General features: G+C 70.3%; 20 protein-coding genes. 3 read left to right on the top strand and 17 right to left on the bottom strand.

Features of this window, described 5'->3' with window-relative positions; all coding sequences use genetic code 11:
- Positions 1-21: 21 nt before the first annotated feature.
- The 5 genes from NYZ95_RS04010 to NYZ95_RS04030 form a co-directional block, all read right to left on the bottom strand.
- On the bottom strand, positions 22-771 hold the full coding sequence (locus tag NYZ95_RS04010; RefSeq protein ID WP_262848935.1) for a hypothetical protein: 750 nt from the start codon (positions 769-771) through the stop codon (positions 22-24).
- Positions 772-936: 165 nt separating this feature from the next.
- Complete coding sequence (locus tag NYZ95_RS04015) at positions 937-1,755, bottom strand: ABC transporter permease (RefSeq protein WP_262848937.1); 819 nt, start codon at positions 1,753-1,755, stop codon at positions 937-939.
- Positions 1,752-2,690 (bottom strand): ABC transporter permease, encoded by a 939-nt coding sequence (locus tag NYZ95_RS04020; protein WP_262848939.1) that lies wholly within the window; start codon positions 2,688-2,690, stop codon positions 1,752-1,754. The genes NYZ95_RS04015 and NYZ95_RS04020 overlap by 4 nt, the downstream gene beginning before the upstream one ends.
- Entirely contained in the window at positions 2,690-3,856 is a 1,167-nt protein-coding gene (locus NYZ95_RS04025; RefSeq protein WP_262848941.1) for an ABC transporter ATP-binding protein, read from the bottom strand. Before NYZ95_RS04025 ends, NYZ95_RS04020 begins: the two co-directional genes overlap by 1 nt.
- Positions 3,840-4,943 (bottom strand): polyamine ABC transporter substrate-binding protein, encoded by a 1,104-nt coding sequence (locus NYZ95_RS04030; protein ID WP_262848942.1) that lies wholly within the window; start codon positions 4,941-4,943, stop codon positions 3,840-3,842. The genes NYZ95_RS04025 and NYZ95_RS04030 overlap by 17 nt, the downstream gene beginning before the upstream one ends.
- Positions 4,944-5,218: 275 nt before the next feature.
- Here NYZ95_RS04030 and NYZ95_RS04035 point away from each other — a divergent pair, with 275 nt between their 5' ends.
- Positions 5,219-5,692, top strand: a complete 474-nt coding sequence (locus tag NYZ95_RS04035) for an Lrp/AsnC family transcriptional regulator (RefSeq protein ID WP_262848944.1) — start codon at positions 5,219-5,221, stop codon at positions 5,690-5,692.
- A gap of 12 nt (positions 5,693-5,704) precedes the next feature.
- On the opposite strand, the gene NYZ95_RS04040 is transcribed toward NYZ95_RS04035, so the two are convergent.
- Complete coding sequence (locus NYZ95_RS04040; RefSeq protein ID WP_262848947.1) at positions 5,705-6,172, bottom strand: MarR family winged helix-turn-helix transcriptional regulator; 468 nt, start codon at positions 6,170-6,172, stop codon at positions 5,705-5,707.
- Between the two features lie 48 nt (positions 6,173-6,220).
- Here NYZ95_RS04040 and NYZ95_RS04045 point away from each other — a divergent pair, with 48 nt between their 5' ends.
- Positions 6,221-6,760, top strand: coding sequence for a hypothetical protein (locus tag NYZ95_RS04045; protein ID WP_262848950.1), 540 nt, complete (start codon positions 6,221-6,223; stop codon positions 6,758-6,760).
- Here NYZ95_RS04045 and NYZ95_RS04050 read toward each other — a convergent pair.
- The 11 genes from NYZ95_RS04050 to NYZ95_RS04100 form a co-directional block, all read right to left on the bottom strand.
- Positions 6,717-7,415: an AMP-binding protein gene (locus NYZ95_RS04050; protein WP_262848952.1), complete on the bottom strand. Its 699-nt coding sequence runs from the start codon at positions 7,413-7,415 to the stop codon at positions 6,717-6,719. The two genes, NYZ95_RS04045 and NYZ95_RS04050, sit on opposite strands and share 44 nt — an antisense overlap.
- Entirely contained in the window at positions 7,412-7,804 is a 393-nt protein-coding gene (locus NYZ95_RS04055; RefSeq protein ID WP_262848954.1) for a thiol-disulfide oxidoreductase DCC family protein, read from the bottom strand. Before NYZ95_RS04055 ends, NYZ95_RS04050 begins: the two co-directional genes overlap by 4 nt.
- Complete coding sequence (locus NYZ95_RS04060) at positions 7,804-8,532, bottom strand: enoyl-CoA hydratase (protein ID WP_262848956.1); 729 nt, start codon at positions 8,530-8,532, stop codon at positions 7,804-7,806. Before NYZ95_RS04060 ends, NYZ95_RS04055 begins: the two co-directional genes overlap by 1 nt.
- Positions 8,529-9,404, bottom strand: coding sequence for an HAD family hydrolase (locus NYZ95_RS04065; protein WP_262848958.1), 876 nt, complete (start codon positions 9,402-9,404; stop codon positions 8,529-8,531). The genes NYZ95_RS04060 and NYZ95_RS04065 overlap by 4 nt, the downstream gene beginning before the upstream one ends.
- Positions 9,397-10,527, bottom strand: coding sequence for a dual-specificity RNA methyltransferase RlmN (rlmN, locus tag NYZ95_RS04070; RefSeq protein ID WP_262848960.1), 1,131 nt, complete (start codon positions 10,525-10,527; stop codon positions 9,397-9,399). Before rlmN ends, NYZ95_RS04065 begins: the two co-directional genes overlap by 8 nt.
- A gap of 60 nt (positions 10,528-10,587) precedes the next feature.
- Complete coding sequence (locus tag NYZ95_RS04075) at positions 10,588-11,430, bottom strand: phosphatidate cytidylyltransferase (protein ID WP_262848962.1); 843 nt, start codon at positions 11,428-11,430, stop codon at positions 10,588-10,590.
- Entirely contained in the window at positions 11,430-11,984 is a 555-nt protein-coding gene (frr, locus tag NYZ95_RS04080) for a ribosome recycling factor (RefSeq protein ID WP_262849946.1), read from the bottom strand. The genes NYZ95_RS04075 and frr overlap by 1 nt, the downstream gene beginning before the upstream one ends.
- A gap of 36 nt (positions 11,985-12,020) precedes the next feature.
- A complete protein-coding gene (gene pyrH, locus NYZ95_RS04085; protein ID WP_372500449.1) occupies positions 12,021-12,782 on the bottom strand; it encodes a UMP kinase in 762 nt (253 codons plus the stop codon).
- A gap of 50 nt (positions 12,783-12,832) precedes the next feature.
- Positions 12,833-13,657: a translation elongation factor Ts gene (gene tsf / locus NYZ95_RS04090; protein ID WP_262848966.1), complete on the bottom strand. Its 825-nt coding sequence runs from the start codon at positions 13,655-13,657 to the stop codon at positions 12,833-12,835.
- 103 nt (positions 13,658-13,760) lie between these two features.
- Positions 13,761-14,675, bottom strand: a complete 915-nt coding sequence (gene rpsB / locus NYZ95_RS04095) for a 30S ribosomal protein S2 (protein ID WP_262848968.1) — start codon at positions 14,673-14,675, stop codon at positions 13,761-13,763.
- A gap of 245 nt (positions 14,676-14,920) precedes the next feature.
- Entirely contained in the window at positions 14,921-15,442 is a 522-nt protein-coding gene (locus tag NYZ95_RS04100; protein WP_262848971.1) for a CAP domain-containing protein, read from the bottom strand.
- Positions 15,443-15,564: 122 nt separating this feature from the next.
- Between NYZ95_RS04100 and NYZ95_RS04105 the strand changes: the two genes are divergently transcribed.
- Positions 15,565-16,473 carry a peptidoglycan DD-metalloendopeptidase family protein gene (locus NYZ95_RS04105; protein WP_262848973.1) on the top strand — a complete coding sequence of 303 codons (909 nt, stop codon included), beginning with the start codon at positions 15,565-15,567 and terminating at the stop codon, positions 16,471-16,473.
- Positions 16,474-16,520: the final 47 nt, after the last annotated feature.

A 16,520-nucleotide genomic window follows, 5' to 3' on the forward strand; every position in this document is an offset into this window, starting at 1 on the left:
GCCGTGCGGCCGTGGCGCGGGCTAGGAGGCTGCGCCTTCACCGAGCTCGGCGACCAGCCATCCGTACGGCGTGGTCCTTTGCTTCCCGGTGCGCTCGACTGTCGGCGTCCAGGCTGCGCCCCAGGTCGTGGGATCGTCGTCGACGATCCCGCTGACAAGCTGGCCATCGGCGTCCTCGAGGAGGAGCCCCTGCAGGGAAGGTTGGATGACGGCAGCGCCCTTCGGCAGGCCAGCGTCGGCATTCTCCTGCGTCCATGCGGGGTCGTCACCATGGGGAAGCCGGTCGACGACGTTCCCGGTGATCGCCACGCGGGTGCCCACCGGCGCAGCCTTCTCGAGATCAGCGATCGACGTCACCGTCGCTGGAGCATCTGCGGGCTTGACCGGGATCTTGTCCTCGACGACCTCATATCCTCGGATGACGCGCACGAAGACCCGACCGTCGTGGACAGCACTCTCCCCCGCGATCGCGTCGTCCACGTCGACCGCGAGGATGGCGAACGCTTGATGGTCTTCGTCGTCGTACGCGTCAACCCCCGCCGCCCAGGACGCCACTCGACCGGCTACGACGACCTCGCAAGCCGCTGACAGCTCGCGCGGACTGGCCACGGGCTGATAGTCGAAGCTCCTGAATCCCGCGCCGGTCAAGACAGCCTCATCAACGGCTGGCCGGACGGCTGTCGAATCCGCGACTGGTGGCGAGCCCGCACAACCCGTGATGGTCAGCACAAGGGCTCCGACACCGCCGCCCCACTTGACCAAGTCATGCATCAGACGCTCCTGTCCGAACCATGGATCCAATGTCTGGCGAGACGTGGTGCGGCCGCCAGCGTACCCGAGCGGAGCTGCACCGACCCGAGTGTGTGCAGTCGGGTCAGAGCGACTTCGCTCGGGTACCGCTGGAAGCGTCAGGATCGCGGACGGTACGGGCGTGGGTCAGGCGGCGATCTTCGCCTGCCGGCGCCGCGACACCTCATTGGCGAGCACGATCGCCACCGCGATGACGAACATCGCCGTGCCGATCACGTTGACCTGCATCGGGATACCGCGCTGGGCGACACCCCACACGTACATCGGGAACGTCACGGTCTGCCCGGCGTTGAGGTTCGTGATGATGAAGTCGTCGAACGACAGCGAGAAGCTCAGCAGCGCGGCGCCGAGGATGCCCGGGAAGACGAGCGGGAACGTCACGCGCCAGAACGTCTGGTTCTCCGTGGCGTAGAGGTCCATCGCCGCCTGCTCGAGGTTGTCGTCGAGCCCCGACAGCCGTGCGCGCACCGTGATGATGACGAACGACAGGCAGAACGTGACGTGGGCGATGAAGATCGTCCAGAACCCGAGCTTGCCGCCGAAGCCCGCCGACACGAACAGCGCCAGCATCGACGAGCCCAGGACGATCTCGGGCGCCGCCATCGGCAGGATGATCAGCGTGTTCAGCGGGCCGCGCCCGACGAAGCGGTGGCGCACCAGCGCGAACGCTGCGAGCGTCCCGAGGATCGTCGCGACGAGCGTGGCCAGCAGGCCGATCTCGACGCTGCGGACGACCGACGCGCACATCCCGGCCGGCTCGCACGGGTTCAGCCAGTTGTCGAGCGTGAACCCGTCGAACCGGTAGACGTTGCGCGACGCCGGGTCGTTGAAGCTCATCAGCGCCACGATGCCGATCGGCACGAACATGTAGACCAGCACGAGGATGCCGAGCGCGAGGATCAGGTGCTCGCCGATCCAGCGTCCGAGCTTGTGGAGCGGGCTCATACGAGGTCCTCCGTCCCTGCACGTCGGATGTAGAGCACGACGCCGATCGTGATGACGATCATCAGCGTCATGGACAGCGCACCGGCTGCGGCGTAGTCACCCTGGTTGGTGAAGAGGTTCTGGATGACGTTGCCGATCATGCGCTGGTTGGGGCTGCCGAGGAGCTCGGAGTTGATGTAGTCGCCGGCGGCCGGGATGAACGTCAGCAGCGTCCCCGCGACCACGCCGGGCATCGACAGCGGGAGCGTCACCCGCAGGAACGCACGGCGCGGCGACGCGTACAGGTCTCCGGCAGCCTCGATCAGGCGGTAGTCGATCTTGTCGAGGCTCGCGAACAGCGGCAGCACCATGAACGGCAGGAAGTTGTACGTCAGACCCGCGACCACCGCGAACGGGGTCGCGAGCAGCCTGCCTTCCTCGCCGAGGATGCCGACGAACTGCAGCGAGTTCACGATCCAGCCGTCGTCGGCGAGGATCAGCTTCCACGACAGCGTGCGCACGAGGAAGCTGGTGAAGAACGGGGCGATCACCAAGATGAGCATCAGGTTCTTCCAGCGGCCCGCCTTGAACACGATCGCGTACGCCAGGACGTACCCGAGGACCAGGCACGCCACGGTCGCGAGCGCGGCGTACCAGAACGACCGCAGCAGCGGCCGCCAGTACGCCTGGATCACGTCCACGTAGTTCGCGACGTGCCAGGTCATGTCGTACCCGGTGAGGCTCGAGCCCTCCGGGTCGTACAGGCTCATCGCGATCAGCGAGTAGAACGGGACGAGGAAGAAGAGGCCCAGCCACAGCGCGCCGGGCAGCATCAGCCAGTAGCCCGTCAGCCGTCCCCGGCCGCGCACGCGCACCGGTGGCGTCGGGTCGGTGCCCGAGGGCCCGAGGCCCACGGCATCCGGCTCGACGACCGCCTCCTGGGGCTGGTGGGTCATCAGTCGTCCCCGTCCTCGACACCCGCGCTCGCGTCCTGGCTCGCGTCGAGGAGGAACGCGTACTCGGGACGCCACGAGAGATCGACGGGGGTGCCGACCGCGAAGATCGGACGCCGGCCGGTGTTCTGCTCGAACACCATCAGCTCCTGGCCCCAGGGCATCCGGACGAGGTACTGGGTGCTGACGCCGACGAAGCTCACGTCGGAGACCACGCCACCCTCGAAACGGTTGCCGGGGGCGTCGATCTCGCCTCCCACCTCGGCGATCATGACCTTCTCGGGACGGATGCCCACCCAGCCGCGGGTGCCGTCGGCGTGGGACCGGTCGCTCGGGATCGAGACGGTGGTGCCCTGGATCGACACCTTCACGACGTCGCCGTCGGGGCCGAGGATGTCACCCGCGAGCAGGTTGGACTGGCCGAGGAAGTTGGCGACGAAGGTCGACTCCGGGTTGTCGTACAGCGCCTCCGGCGCGCCCATCTGCTCGATCACGCCCGCGTTCATGACCGCGACCGTGTCGGCCATGGTCATGGCCTCCTCCTGGTCGTGGGTCACGTGGACGAAGGTCAGCCCGACCTCGGTCTGGATGCGCTTGAGCTCGATCTGCATCCCGCGGCGCAGCTTGAGGTCGAGCGCACCGAGCGGCTCGTCGAGGAGGAGCACCTCAGGGTTGTTGATGAGGGCACGGGCGAGCGCGACGCGCTGCTGCTGACCACCGGAGAGCTGGAACGGCTTCTTGGCGCCCTGCTCGCCGAGCTCCACGAGCTCGAGCATCTCCGCGACCTTGGCCTTCGTGTCCTTCACGCCGCGGCGCTTGAGACCGAACGCGACGTTCTCGGCGATGCTGAGGTGCGGGAAGAGGGCGTAGTTCTGGAAGACCGTGTTGACGGGCCGCTTGTACGGCTTGTCGTACGTGATCTCGCGGTCGCCGAGGGCGATCGTGCCCGAGGTCGGGACGTCGAGGCCGGCGACCATCCGCAGCGTGGTCGTCTTGCCGCAGCCCGACGGACCGAGCAGCGCGAAGAACGACCCCTCGGGGACGACGAGGTCCAGCGACTTCACCGCCGTGAACGTTCCGTACGACTTGGTGACCGCCGTCAGGCGGAGGTCGCGGCCAGAGCCCGACCGTCCCTGGGCGGTCTCGTGGTCGTCAGCCACCAGTGACATCGGCAAAGTCTCCTTCGTACTCGCGCATCTGGAACTCCTCGAGGGCCATGAACGAGTGGGTCTTGGCGAGGGTCTCGTCGTCGGGGAAGATCAGCGGGTCCGCGGCCAGCTCGGGGTCGATCTTCTCCATCTCGGCCTGGGCACCCACGACGGGGCAGATGTAGTTGACGTACGCCGCGAGCTTCGCCGCGACGTCCGGGCGGTAGTAGTAGTCGACCCACTTCTCGGCGTTCGCCACGTGCGCCGCCTGGTTGGGGATCAGCATGTTGTCGGCCCAGATCATGAGCCCCTCCTCGGGGACCACGAACTCGATGTTGGGGTCGCCGGCCGCCAGCACGTCACCCGACCAGGCCTCGCACGCCACGATGTTGCCGGCGGCGAGGTCCTGGACGTACTCGTTGCCGGTGAACGCGCGGATCTGGCCGTCGTTGGCGGCCCGCCGCAGGTCCTCGAGGGCGACGCCCCACTGCTCAGAGGTGAAGTCGGCGGGGTCGGCGCCGTTCTTCAGCAGCATGAAGCCCATCGTGTCGCGCATCTCGGTGAGCATCGTGACGCGGCCCTTGAGGTCGGCGCGCGTGAGGAGCTCGGCGTACGAGCGGACCTCGCCGACCTTGGACTTGTTGTACGCGATGCCGGTCAGGCCGGCCTGCCACGGCGCGGAGTACCCGCGGTCGGGGTCCCAGGCGAGGTCGCGCAGCGACGAGATGAGGTTATTGTGGAGGTTCGGGACCTTGGCGGGGTCCATCGGCTGGATCCAGCCCATCTGGATCATCCGCGCCGCCGCCCAGTCGGTGAGCATGAACATGTCGCGGTTGACGGGCTCGCAGGCGCCGAGCTGGTTGACGACCTTCGCGAAGAACTCGTTGTTGTCGTTGACGTCGGCCGTGTAGGAGACGGAGATCCCGTACTCCTTCTGGAACTGGTCGATCGTCGTGACGTAGCCGTCGTCGGGCTGATCGATGTACTCCGGCCAGTTCGAGACGATCAGGCGTCCGTCGTTGCTGCGGTCGGTCGCCGCGCAGTCCGCAGGGTCCTGGCGTCGGTCGGGGGTCCCGAAGAACGGGAGCACCGCCGCGCTGCCGGCCACGAACGCCGCACCTCCCGCGCCCCGCAGGAGGGTCCGGCGACTTACCTGTCTCACCACTGGCTACCCACTCCCTCTCACGCGCCGGCCATGGCGCCGTCTGCCGATCGGCCTGGCGGGAATCCTCACACGGCTGGCGGTCTTCAGACAAGCGATTCCGCAACTTGTTTACCGTGCCGCAACGAAATCACCGCGTGACAGTGCGCACGTGCCCGAAATCCGCAACATATGTGCGGGTTGCCGCGCCTCGGGACCCGTCGCTCGGGCAGGATGAGCGCATGACGGAGCGCAGGACGAGCAACGGGGCGATCCTCGACGAGGTGTCGAAGCGGATCATCGCCGAGCTGCAGATCGACGGGCGTCGCTCGTACGCCGCGATCGGCAAGGCGGTCGGCCTGTCCGAGGCGGCCGTACGACAGAGGGTCCAGAAGCTCACCGACGCCGGGATCATCCAGATCGTCGCCGTCACCGATCCTCTCGAGCTCGGCTTCGCACGTCAGGCGATGGTCGGGATCTGCGTGGACGGCGACGTCTTCGCCGTCACCGACGCCCTGGCGGCCATCCCCGAGCTCGACTACCTGGTGATCACCACGGGCCGGTTCGACGTCCTCGCCGAGATCGTGTGCGAGAGCGACGACGACCTCCTCGAGGTGATCACGAGCAAGGTGCGCGCGATCCCGGCGGTCACAAACACCGAGACGTTCGTCTATCTTCGGCTCCGTAAGCAGACCTACGCCTGGGGCGTGCAGTAGACGCGAGCGAGATCACGGTCGCGCGGCGAGCGCGGCCGCCTGGTCGCGCAGGACCTGGGTCGTCGCGCGCACCCACCGCTCGACGACTGCCAGCTCGGCATCGCTGAACTCCGCCGTCACCCCCGCCATCGCGCGCTGCAGGGCGTCGAACGCGGCCGCGACCTCCTCCGAAGGGCCCGCGGTCGCCTCGATGACCAGGCGTCGTCGGTCCTGCGGGTCGCGGGATCGGCGTACGAGTCCGGCCGCCTCGAGCCGGTCGACGAGACCGGTCACCGCCCCTGCGGTCAGAGCGGTGCGCTCAGCCAGCAGGCCAGCCGACATCGGGCCGTCCCGTCGGACGATCCCGAGCGCCTTGTGGTCGGCGGCAGAAAGGCCGAGCAGGGCCCCTACCGCCTCGTGAAAGCTGACGACGGCATCGCTGAGCTCGGCACCGAGGAGCACGCCCGCGACGTCGCGGCCACCCGAAGTCTGGGAAGTCACTCCCCTATGGTGCCTTGCCATTTTCCTTTAGGCATCTAAACTATTTGGATGACTGAATCATTTGCTGCCGCGACCTCGCTCCTGGCGGAGGCCGCACGCTTCTTCGTCAGGCACTACCCGATCGTCTTCGCGTTCGGCGCCCTTGCGTCCGTCCAGAGGTTCGTGTCCGTCAGCCGGTACGACGTGCCGCTGCTCACCGGGATCAGCGGGGAGCTCATCACGATGGCCGTCCGGATCGCGTTCGCGGTCTGGGTCGTCCGAGCCGTGCTGCGAGACCGCCCGGACCCGCCCACGACCTCGGCGGGAACCCTCGGGATCGTTCTCGCCAGCACCGCATACCTGGTGCTGATGACGCTCGTGTTCAAGGTCGGTCTCGACCTGATCGGGAGCCGCCTCGTGGCGGAGGCGCACCAGACGACCTACACGTCCTGGGAGCTCGCCCTCAAGAACGTGACCGTGATCCCGTTCGTGCTCGTCTGGATGGTGATCCTCGTGGTCGCGCTCGTCTCGAGACCCGCCACCGACCACGCCTCACCGCCGACGGTCACCCTCGAGCAGCCGTCCCCGGACCGGCCCGCAGAGCGCTGACCAGCCGGCGCACCTTGTCGCCACCCCAGGACTCCCCCGCCGTCAGCGTCGCGGCGAGGTCCACCGGCGACGCGAGCTCCCGGTGGTCGTGCGTCCCGTCCTCGGCCACGACGAACGCGGCGTCCGGCGCGACCGGCACGATCTCGGCCGGGTCCGTACCCCCTGCCTTCAGCGCCGGGGCCCACGCCACGTCGCGCGTCTCGAGCAGCGACCACGGCTCCGGCCGTACGACCACGACGGCGCGCGGACGTGCGGGGTCGAGGGCGTCGACCGCGGGCGCGACCGTCTCCATCTGCGCCCCCTCGGCCACCACCAGCGGTGCAGCGCTGGCAGACGCCATCGTCACGGGGTCGATCCCCACCCACGGCACGGCACCGATCCGCGCCGCGGCCAGCACCGCGACCGCCGTCTCGGCCGACACCGGAGCGGTCACCGCGACCGGGTCGTCACGGCGTACGCCGAGCGCGCGCAGCAGACCGCCGAAAGCTGCCGCCCGCTCCAGCAGCACGGCGTAGGACAGCACCTCGTCACCGAGGTCGAGCGCGGGCTCGTCGGCACGACCGAGGACGACCTGCCGGTCGAGCGCGTCGTACACGGCGTTGAGCATGCCCGTGCTGCCCTCGGCAGGACGGGAGAACCAGGTCGGATCGGTCATCGGGGGTCTCCGGTCGTCGGGGGCGCGGACGGCAGGGCACACTGTGGCGTGCCGCCGGGAAGCTGGTGCCGGTGCGCGGCGATCCAGCGGTAGACGGGCCAGGCGAGCGCCGTCACCGGGCGCAGTCCCAGGAGCGCGCCGGCGAGCGGCCACGGGCGACGGGCCGTCCGCAGGTACGCGGCGATCGCCACGGGACCGGCAGCCTGCCGCGCGTCGTCGACCCACTGCACCGCCTCCGCGCACTGCGCGGCCGTGAGCCGGAGAGCGTCGAGATCGGCGTGCTGCCAGGCGACCACGTGCGCGCGACGAGACGGAGCCCACCGCTGCAGCCACCGCGCGCTGCTCGAGCAGAACGCGCAGTCTCCGTCGAAGACCAGGACCGCGGTCATCATCGCCCTCGGAACACCGGAGCCCGCTTCTCGGCACGCGCCGCGGCGGCCTCGCGTACGTCGTCGCTCGTCCAGCACGCCTCCCAGCCCTCGCGGATGCGCGCGTCCGCCTCGGGGTGTCCGGGGACGGAGTTGAGGACGAGCTTGTTGTACGCGAGGGTCAGCGGCGCGAACGACGCGATCTCCTGCGCCCACTCGTTCGCGACCTCGAGGTCGCCGAGACGGTCGGCCAGCCCGCGCGCGTACGCCGTCTCGGCGTCGAGCGTGTCGGCGCCGATCATGAGCGCCTTGGCGGTCCCTGCCCCCGCGACCGCCGCGAGCGTACGGATGGTCCAGGTGTCGACGGCCATGCCGTTGCGGGCGGTCGGGACGGCGAACTTCGCCGTCGGCGCCGCGACGCGCAGGTCGCACGCGAGCGCGAGCTGGGTGCCGGCACCGATCGCCGGCCCGTTGACCGCAGCGATCACGGGCAGGTCCACCTCGGTGAGCGCCGTCAGCATCCCGTACAGCCCCTCGATGAACGCGTCGCCGTACACGCCGGTGAGGTCGGCGCCGGCGCAGAAGCTGCTGCCCTGTCCGGTGACGACCACCGCGCGGGTGCCGTCGCCGCTGGCGGCCCGCACCGCCTCGCGTACCTCGACGCAGGTGTCGAGGTCGAGCGCGTTGCGGCGCTCGGGCCGACGCAGCTCGATCTGGGTGACGTCACCCGTACGGGTCACCTCGATCACGGAAGCTCCTCGTGCTCGGCGGGGACGGGCGCACGTCGCGCCTCGCGTCCCCGGTCGCGGCTGATGCGGTCCAGGATGGCAGCCACCCCGTCCTCGTCGTTCGTCGCCACCACCTCGTGGACGCTCGCGAGGACCTCGTGGTGGGCGTTGGCGACGGCGAAGGCGCGCCCGGCCCACCGCAGCATCGGCAGGTCGTTGGGCATGTCGCCGACCGCCCACACCTCGTCGCGCGCGTACCCGTGCTGCGTCGTCCAGGCAGCCAGCCCCGACGCCTTGGTGACGCCGCGGGCGGTGATCTCGGCGAGGCCGATCGCGCCGGAGAAGCCCAGCTCGGCGCGCCCCGCCAACGCCTCGGCGACCCGCTGGTGGAACACCTCGGGGTCGCTGCCGTCGAGCTTCGCGAGCAGCTTGCCCGCCGGGCGGGAGGCGATCGCTTCCCAGTCGTCGACGTCGTCACCCGCCGGGCGCTCCCGCACGTACGCGAAGCGTTCCTCGCGGCGCATGCCGTCAGCGCGCTCGACGGCGAACGCGATCCCGGGGACCGCCCTGCGCAGCACCTCCCCGAGCTCGCGCAAGGCGTCGGGGGCGAGCGTGCCGACCTCCGTCACCGTCCGGCTGGCGACGTGGTAGACGAACGCGCCGTTCGCGCTCAGGGCGACTCCGCCCGTCGCGTCACCGACGGCGTCGGCCAGGTCGTCGAGCCAGCGGGGAGGACGGGCGGTGACGAAGACGGTCGGGACTCCCGACTCCTCCGCCGCCGCGATCGCCTCGCGGGTGCGGGTCGACAGCGTCCCGTCGGAGCGCAGCAGGGTGCCGTCGAGGTCGGTGGCGAGGAGCGTCGCGGGAGGCGCCACCCCTGGGTGGTCAGGCATCGGCCGCCGCGAGCTGGCCGCACGCGCCGTCGATCTCCTGGCCGCGCGTGTCGCGGACGGTCGTCGGGATGCCCTTCGCCTCGAGCCGACGGACGAACTCGCGTTCGTCCTCGGGCCGCGAGGCGGTCCAGATCGAGCCGGGCGTCGGGTTGAGCGGGATGAGGTTCACGTGGACCCAGCCCCAGTCCCCGTACGAGCGGAGGAGGTCGCCGAGCATGTCCGCACGCCACGCCTGGTCGTTGATGTCCTTGATGAGCGCGTACTCGATCGAGACGCGGCGCTTGGTCACCCGGGCGTACTCCCACGCGGCCTCGACGGCCTCGGCGACCTTGAAGCGGGTGTTGATCGGCACCAGCTCGTCGCGCAGCTCGTCGTCGGGGGCGTGCAGCGAGAGGGCCAGCGTGACCGGGATGCCCTCGGTCGTGAGCTGCTTGATGCGAGGGACCAGACCGACCGTGCTCACGGTGATGTTGCGCGCCGACATGCCGAGGCCCGCCGGGCCGTCGTCGACCATCCGGCGGACGGCGCCGATCACGGCCTTGTAGTTGGCCATCGGCTCGCCCATGCCCATGAACACGACGTTGGAGAGCCGTCCGGGGCCACCGGGGATCTCGCCGCGCGCCATCGCCCGGGCGCCGTCGACGACCTGCTCGATGATCTCGCCCGTCGACATGTTGCGCTGCAGGCCGCCCTGGCCGGTGGCGCAGAAGGGACACGCCATGCCGCAGCCGGCCTGGCTCGAGACGCAGATGGTCGCGCGGTCGGGATAGCGCATGAGGACCGACTCGACGAGCGCGCCGTCGAAGAGGCGCCACAGCGTCTTGCGGGTGGTGCCGCGGTCGGCCTCGAGCGTGCGTACGGGGCTGATCAGCGTCGGGAGCATGCCCTCGACGAGCTGCTCGCGGATGCCCGCTGGAAGGTCGGTCATCTCGGCCGGGTCGGAGACCAGGCGGGTGAAGTAGTGCGTCGACAGCTGCTTGGCGCGGTACCCAGGGAGCCCGAGGGCCTCGACCGCCTCCTTGCGGGCATCGAGGTCGAGGTCGGCGAGGTGCCGCGGCGGCTTGCCCCGCCCCTTGGGCTGCTCGAAGACGAGCGGGAGCGGGTTCGGATTCACGTCAGACATGTCGCAGCCATTCTCCCATCCCGATCCAACCGCGCGCGTCCCCGCGCTCCCGCAGCGTGATCAGGAGACGGGGACGAGGAAGTGCAGGACCAGCCAGCAGACGGGGGCGACCGCGAGGAGCGAGTCGAGCCGGTCCATGAGACCGCCGTGGCCCGGGAGAAGGTCGCTCATGTCCTTGATGCCGACGTCGCGCTTGATCATCGACTCGGAGAGGTCGCCGAGCGTCGCCATCGCGACCGCGGCGAGACCGAGGATCACACCGACCCACCAACGACCGTCGAGCGCGAACACCACGCAGAGCACGCCGGCGAGGACGCAGCCGAGGACGGAACCGCCGAAACCCTCCCACGACTTCTTCGGGCTGATCGTCGGCGCCATCGGGTGCTTGCCGAGCTTGTAGCCGGCGGCGTAGCCGAAGATGTCCGAGGCGATCGTGATGAGGATGAACGTGACGATGCGCCAGGCGCCGTCGTCCTCGGCCGCCATGAGCACGACGAACGACCCGAGCACCGGGACGTACCCGAAGATGAAGACGGCTGCCGAGGCGTCCCTGACGAAGCCGTCGGCGCCGTCCGGCATCCGGTAGACGAAGATGCCGAGCACGGTCAACGCCGTGCCGATCGCGATCGCCTCAGTGCCCCCGGCGTACGCGGCCCCGAGGGTCGCGAGCCCGCCCGCCATCAGCGGCGGCAGCGGGACGGTGATGCCGGCCTTGCGCAGCGCGCCGGCGAGCTCCCAGATCGCCACGGCGCCCGCGGCCAGCACGACGACCACGAACAGCGCCTTCACGAAGAAGAGCGACAGGACGACGGCGGCCCCGAGGCCGACGCCGACCCCGATCGCGGCAGGCAGGTTGCGCCCGCCGCGCTGCCGTGGCGCTGCGGGGACGTCCGGAGTGCTCATCAGACTTCGAGCAGCTCCTGCTCCTTGTTCTTCAGGAGCTCGTCGATGTGGTCGACGTGCTTCTTGGTGAGGCCGTCGAGGCGCTTCTCTGCGGCAGTGACGTCGTCCTGGCCGATCTCACCGTCCTTCTCGGCCTTGTCCATCGCCTGCTTGGCGGAGCGGCGGATGTTGCGGACCGCGACGCGGCCCTCCTCCGCCTTGGACTTGGCGAGCTTGATGTACTCCTTGCGGCGCTCTTCGGTCAGCTGCGGGAGCACCAGACGGAGGACCTTGCCGTCGTCGGTCGGGTTGACGCCGAGGTCGGAGTCACGGATCGACTTCTCGATCGCGGCCTTCGCCCCCATGTCGTACGGGCTGATGATGACGACGCGCGGCTCGGGGATCTGGAACCCGGCGAGCTGCTGGATGGGCGTGGGCGTGCCGTAGTAGTCGGCCGTGATCTTCGCGAACATCGCGGGGTGCGCGCGTCCGGTGCGGATCGCGGCGAACTCCTCGCGCGCGTGCTCGACAGCCTTGTCCATCTTGGTGTCGGCGTCGCGCAGGGTCTCGTCAATCACTGGCCTGCTCCTTCGTCTGAGGTCTCTGGTCGATCAGTCTGCGTAGACCAGCGTGCCGATCTTCTCACCTCGCAGGACCTGGGAGATGTTGCCCTCTCCCTCGATCCCGAAGACGCGCATCGGCAGCTTGTTCTCCATCAGCAGGGCGAAGGCCGTCGCGTCGGCGACCCGCAGTCCGCGCTGGAGGGCCTCGCCGTACGAGATGGAGTCGATCTTGGTCGCGCTGGAGTCTTGGTGCGGGTCGGCGGTGTAGACACCGTCGACGCCGTTCTTGCCCATCAGGACCTCGTCGGCCTTCACCTCGAGCGCACGCTGCGCCGAGACGGTGTCGGTGGAGAAGTACGGCATCCCCGCACCCGCACCGAAGATGACGACACGGCCCTTCTCGAGGTGACGGATCGCGCGCCGCGGGATGTACGGCTCGGCGACCTGCCCCATCGTGATGGCGGTCTGGACGCGGGTGTCGATGCCCTGCTTCTCCAGGAAGTCCTGGAGCGCGAGGCAGTTCATGACGATGCCGAGCATCCCCATGTAGTCGGCGCGGGCCCGGTCCATCCCGCGCTGCTGGAGCTCGGCGCCGCGGAAGAAGTTGCCGCCGCCGATGACGATGGCGATCTCGACGCCGGCGGCCACTCCCTCGGAGATCTGCCGGGCGATCATGTTGACGACGTCCGGGTCGACCCCGAGGCTTCCGCCGCCGAAAGCCTCTCCCGAGAGCTTCAGCAGCACCCGTCGGGGCCTGTCCTCCGCAGACACGGAAGCCGGCGGGTCGACTGTCCTTGCTTGGTCCACCACACCGGCCTCCGTCTCGTACGTCGTCAGTTCATCGTCGCCGATCTGGCGCGTCAGGCGCCGATCTCGATGTGCGCGAAGCGCGTCACGGTGAGGCCGGCCTCGTCGAGGACCTGCTTCACCGACTTCTTCTGCTCGGTGACCGAAGGCTGCTCGAGCAGGACGAAGTCCTTGTAGAACGCGTTGACCTTGCCGTCGACGATCTTGGAGATCGCCTGCTCCGGCTTGCCCTCCTCGCGGGCGGCGGCCTCGGCGATCTCGCGCTCCTTGGCGACGACGTCCGCCGGGACCTCGTCACGCGTGAGGTAGCGCGGGCGCATCGCGGCGACCTGCATGGCCACGCTGCGCGCGACCTCCTCCTCGCCCTCGCCCTCGAACTCGATGAGGACGCCGACGGCCGGCGGCAGGTCGCTCGCGCGACGGTGCAGGTAGGTCGCGACCTTGCCCGTGCCGTCGACCACGGCCACGCGGCCGAGCTCGAGCTTCTCGCCGATGATCGCGGCCAGGCCGGAGATCTTCTCGGCGACCGTGACGCCGTCACCGGTGTCGGTGGCCGCGAACGCCGCCGCGTCGGCCGGCTTGGTCGCGTCGGCCAGCGCCGCGAGCTCCTCGGCGAGCGCGATGAACTGCTCGTTCTTGGCGACGAAGTCGGTCTCGGCGTTCAGCTCGACGAGCGCGTTGCCCGAGGCCGCGACCAGACCGGCCGTCGCCTCGCGCTCAGCACCACGCTTCTCGGCCTTGGCCTGACCGTGGACGCGGAGGAACTCCACGGCCTTGTCGTAGTCGCCGTCGGCCTCGGTGAGCGCCTTCTTGGCGTCCATCATGCCCGCGCCGGTGGCGTCGCGGAGCTTCTTCACCTCTGCTGCGGTGATTGCCATCTGTTTCTCTTCTCGTCGTGTGTCCGTGGCCGGCGGACCGGCCGGGGTGATGTCGCGTGGCCGGACGAGCCGGCCCAGGTGACGCGCCGAACCGCAGAGCGGATCAGGCGTCGGCGGGCTTGCCCTCGGCGAGGTTCTCCTCGGCCACGGCGGTCTCCTCGGCGACCTCGGCCGGGGTGTCGTCGGCGCTGGCCGACGCCTGGACCTCGGCCTCGGCGACCTCGGTGGTGGCCGGGTCGGTGCCCTGCGCGAGCTCGCGCTCCCACTCGGCGAGCGGCTCGCCGGCGGCGACGGCCTCGCTGGCCTCGGCGGCGTCCTCACGGCCGGCGCCGCGGGCGATCAGGCCCTCGCCGACGGCGTCGGCGACGACGCGGGTCAGCAGCGTCACGGAGCGGATCGCGTCGTCGTTGCCCGGGATCGGGTAGTCGACGTCGTCGGGGTCGCAGTTGGTGTCGAGGATCGCGACGACCGGGATGCCCAGCTTCTTGGCCTCGTCGACCGCCAGGTGCTCCTTCTTGGTGTCGATGATCCACAGCGCCGACGGCGTACGGCTCATGTCACGGATGCCGCCCAGGGTGCGGTCGAGCTTGTCGTGCTCGCGCTTGAGCTGGAGGAGCTCCTTCTTGGTGCGGCCCGAGCCGGCGACGTCGTCGAAGTCGACCTCGTCGAGCTCCTTGAGGCGCTTGATCCGCTCGTGGACGGTCGAGAAGTTGGTGAGCATGCCGCCGAGCCAGCGGTGGTTGACGTACGGCATGCCGACGCGCGTGGCCTGCTCGGTGATGGCCTCCTGCGCCTGGCGCTTGGTGCCGACGAACAGGATCGTCCCGCCACGGGCGACCGTGGTCTTCACGAAGTCGTACGCGCGGTCGATGTAGGCCAGCGACTGCTGCAGGTCGATGATGTAGATGCCGTTGCGCTCGGTGAGGATGAAGCGCTTCATCTTGGGGTTCCAGCGGCGGGTCTGGTGCCCGAAGTGGACACCGCTCTCGAGCAGCTGGCGCATGGACACGACGGCCATGACGTTCCTCTTTCTCTGCTGGACGCACGGGTGCGCCCGGTCCTGGTTGACGTGCCGGCGGCGCCGGCACCCTGGCGCCCTTGCGCGGACCGCCTCCCCGTACGGAGAGGACCAGGGCCGCGCATCCCAGCGGTGCTGGGCGCAGAGCGCGCGAAGTCACCCGTCGCGTCGTGAGACGGTCGAGGTGCTCGTCCCAGTCTAGGACACCGGTTCCAGGGCGCGAAATCCAGACCGCCGCCGCGTGCTCAGCGGCGGTAGGCGAAGACCTGGCTCACCCAGACGACCCCGCGCCGGTCACGGCGTACCCCCACACCGATGCGGCGGTAGTGCGGCTCGAGGATGTTGGCGCGGTGGCCGGGCGAGTCCATCCATGCGGCGACCACGTACCGGGGCCACCGGTACCCGTACGCGATGTTCTCGCCGACCTTGCGGCCGCCGCACCGGCGCAGGACCGGCTGGAGGTCCTGGTGGACGAGCCGCCCGTTCGCCGCGATCCGGTTCGCCGCGCGCTGGGCGTACCGGTCGAGGCAGGACGACCGCTTCACCGCGCGGAGCCCGTTCGCCCGGCGCTGGCGGTTCGTGTGGCGGACCACCCGCCGCTCGTACACGCGTGGCCCGGGCGGTCTGGTCTTCGCAGCCGGCACAGCCACGGCGCGTACGCCGGCCTCCGCCGCCTCTGCGGGCGCGGCTCCGGTCGGGCCTGCACCGACGGCCGGGCCGACGACCACCGTGGCCGCGAGCAGCACGGCAGCACTCACAACTCGCATGGGTTCTCCCACTCCCCCGCAGCCGGCGCTCGGGTTGTCCCCAGGCCGCCGACTGACGTGTTCGTCCCCAGTTGGGCGATATCCCCCCACGCTAACCACCTCCGATGCGTTTGCATCTCGGGATGATTTCCCTCCGCGTCCTCGCCGTCCTCCTGGTCGCCTTCGGTTCCGCGCTCCCCCGCGACGCCGACTCCCGATGGGCGTGGCCGCTCGAGCCCCGGCCCGACGTGGTGAGGACGTACGAGCAGCCGCCGACGCCGTACGCCGCGGGTCACCGCGGTCTGGACCTCGCCGGCCGGCCCGGCTCGCCGGTGCGCGCCGTCGACGACGGCGTCGTCACCTTCGCCGGCAGCGTCGGCGGGGTGAGGTCGGTCAGCGTCGACCACGGCGGCGTCCGGTCGACGTACCAGCCCGTCGACGCCGACGTACGGCGTGGGGCGCGGGTGGCGCGCGGCGAGGTGCTCGGGTCGCTGCTGGTCGCCGGTGGCCACTGCTACCCGGCCGCGTGCCTGCACCTGGGCCGCCGCCACGGCGAGGCGTACGCCGACCCCGCGGAGCTGCTGAGCCACGGCGGGAGCGTCCGGCTCGTCCCGCCCAGCGGCCCGCCTCCCGTCCCGCCGCCGAAGGCGCGGGCACCGGCGGGCGTGACGGGTCTGGCTGCCCCGGTCGACGCGCCGGTCAGCTCGCCGTACGGGATGCGTGTCCACCCGCTGACCGGCGAGCTGAAGCTGCACGACGGGACCGACTTCGCCGCGGCCTGCGGGACGGACGTTCGTGCCGCGGCCGACGGGCGGGTGGTCGCGGTGACCTACGACCCCGCGTACGGCCAGCGGGTCGTGGTCGACCACGGAGGCGGCCTGGCCACCAGCTACAACCACCTCGCGAAGGCGGCCGTCCGCAGCGGCGCGACCGTGCAGGCGGGAGCCACCGTGGGTGCCGTCGGGAGCACCGGGATGTCGACGGGGTGCCACCTGCACTTCATGGTGACGGTCGCAGGAGACCCCGTCGACCCGGCGCCGCTGCTGCGCTGAGGGCGGGCCGGACGCACGACGGGGCCCGCCGGATCACTCCGGCGGGC

It is taken from the genome of Mumia quercus, assembly GCF_025506335.1.
GTDB classification, from domain to species: domain Bacteria; phylum Actinomycetota; class Actinomycetes; order Propionibacteriales; family Nocardioidaceae; genus Mumia; species Mumia quercus.

Coding starts and splice junctions, on each gene's coding strand:
- NYZ95_RS04055 (WP_262848954.1), bottom strand. CDS start 7,804: ATGACCGCGGTCCTGGTCTTCGACGGAGACTGCGCGTTCTGCTCGAGC.
- NYZ95_RS04045 (WP_262848950.1), top strand. CDS start 6,221: ATGACTGAATCATTTGCTGCCGCGACCTCGCTCCTGGCGGAGGCCGCA.
- tsf (WP_262848966.1), bottom strand. CDS start 13,657: ATGGCAATCACCGCAGCAGAGGTGAAGAAGCTCCGCGACGCCACCGGC.
- NYZ95_RS04010 (WP_262848935.1), bottom strand. CDS start 771: ATGCATGACTTGGTCAAGTGGGGCGGCGGTGTCGGAGCCCTTGTGCTG.
- NYZ95_RS04050 (WP_262848952.1), bottom strand. CDS start 7,415: ATGACCGATCCGACCTGGTTCTCCCGTCCTGCCGAGGGCAGCACGGGC.
- rlmN (WP_262848960.1), bottom strand. CDS start 10,527: ATGTCTGACGTGAATCCGAACCCGCTCCCGCTCGTCTTCGAGCAGCCC.
- NYZ95_RS04025 (WP_262848941.1), bottom strand. CDS start 3,856: ATGTCACTGGTGGCTGACGACCACGAGACCGCCCAGGGACGGTCGGGC.
- rpsB (WP_262848968.1), bottom strand. CDS start 14,675: ATGGCCGTCGTGTCCATGCGCCAGCTGCTCGAGAGCGGTGTCCACTTC.
- NYZ95_RS04075 (WP_262848962.1), bottom strand. CDS start 11,430: ATGAGCACTCCGGACGTCCCCGCAGCGCCACGGCAGCGCGGCGGGCGC.
- NYZ95_RS04105 (WP_262848973.1), top strand. CDS start 15,565: ATGATTTCCCTCCGCGTCCTCGCCGTCCTCCTGGTCGCCTTCGGTTCC.
- NYZ95_RS04065 (WP_262848958.1), bottom strand. CDS start 9,404: ATGCCTGACCACCCAGGGGTGGCGCCTCCCGCGACGCTCCTCGCCACC.
- NYZ95_RS04100 (WP_262848971.1), bottom strand. CDS start 15,442: ATGCGAGTTGTGAGTGCTGCCGTGCTGCTCGCGGCCACGGTGGTCGTC.
- NYZ95_RS04015 (WP_262848937.1), bottom strand. CDS start 1,755: ATGAGCCCGCTCCACAAGCTCGGACGCTGGATCGGCGAGCACCTGATC.
- NYZ95_RS04020 (WP_262848939.1), bottom strand. CDS start 2,690: ATGACCCACCAGCCCCAGGAGGCGGTCGTCGAGCCGGATGCCGTGGGC.
- NYZ95_RS04035 (WP_262848944.1), top strand. CDS start 5,219: ATGACGGAGCGCAGGACGAGCAACGGGGCGATCCTCGACGAGGTGTCG.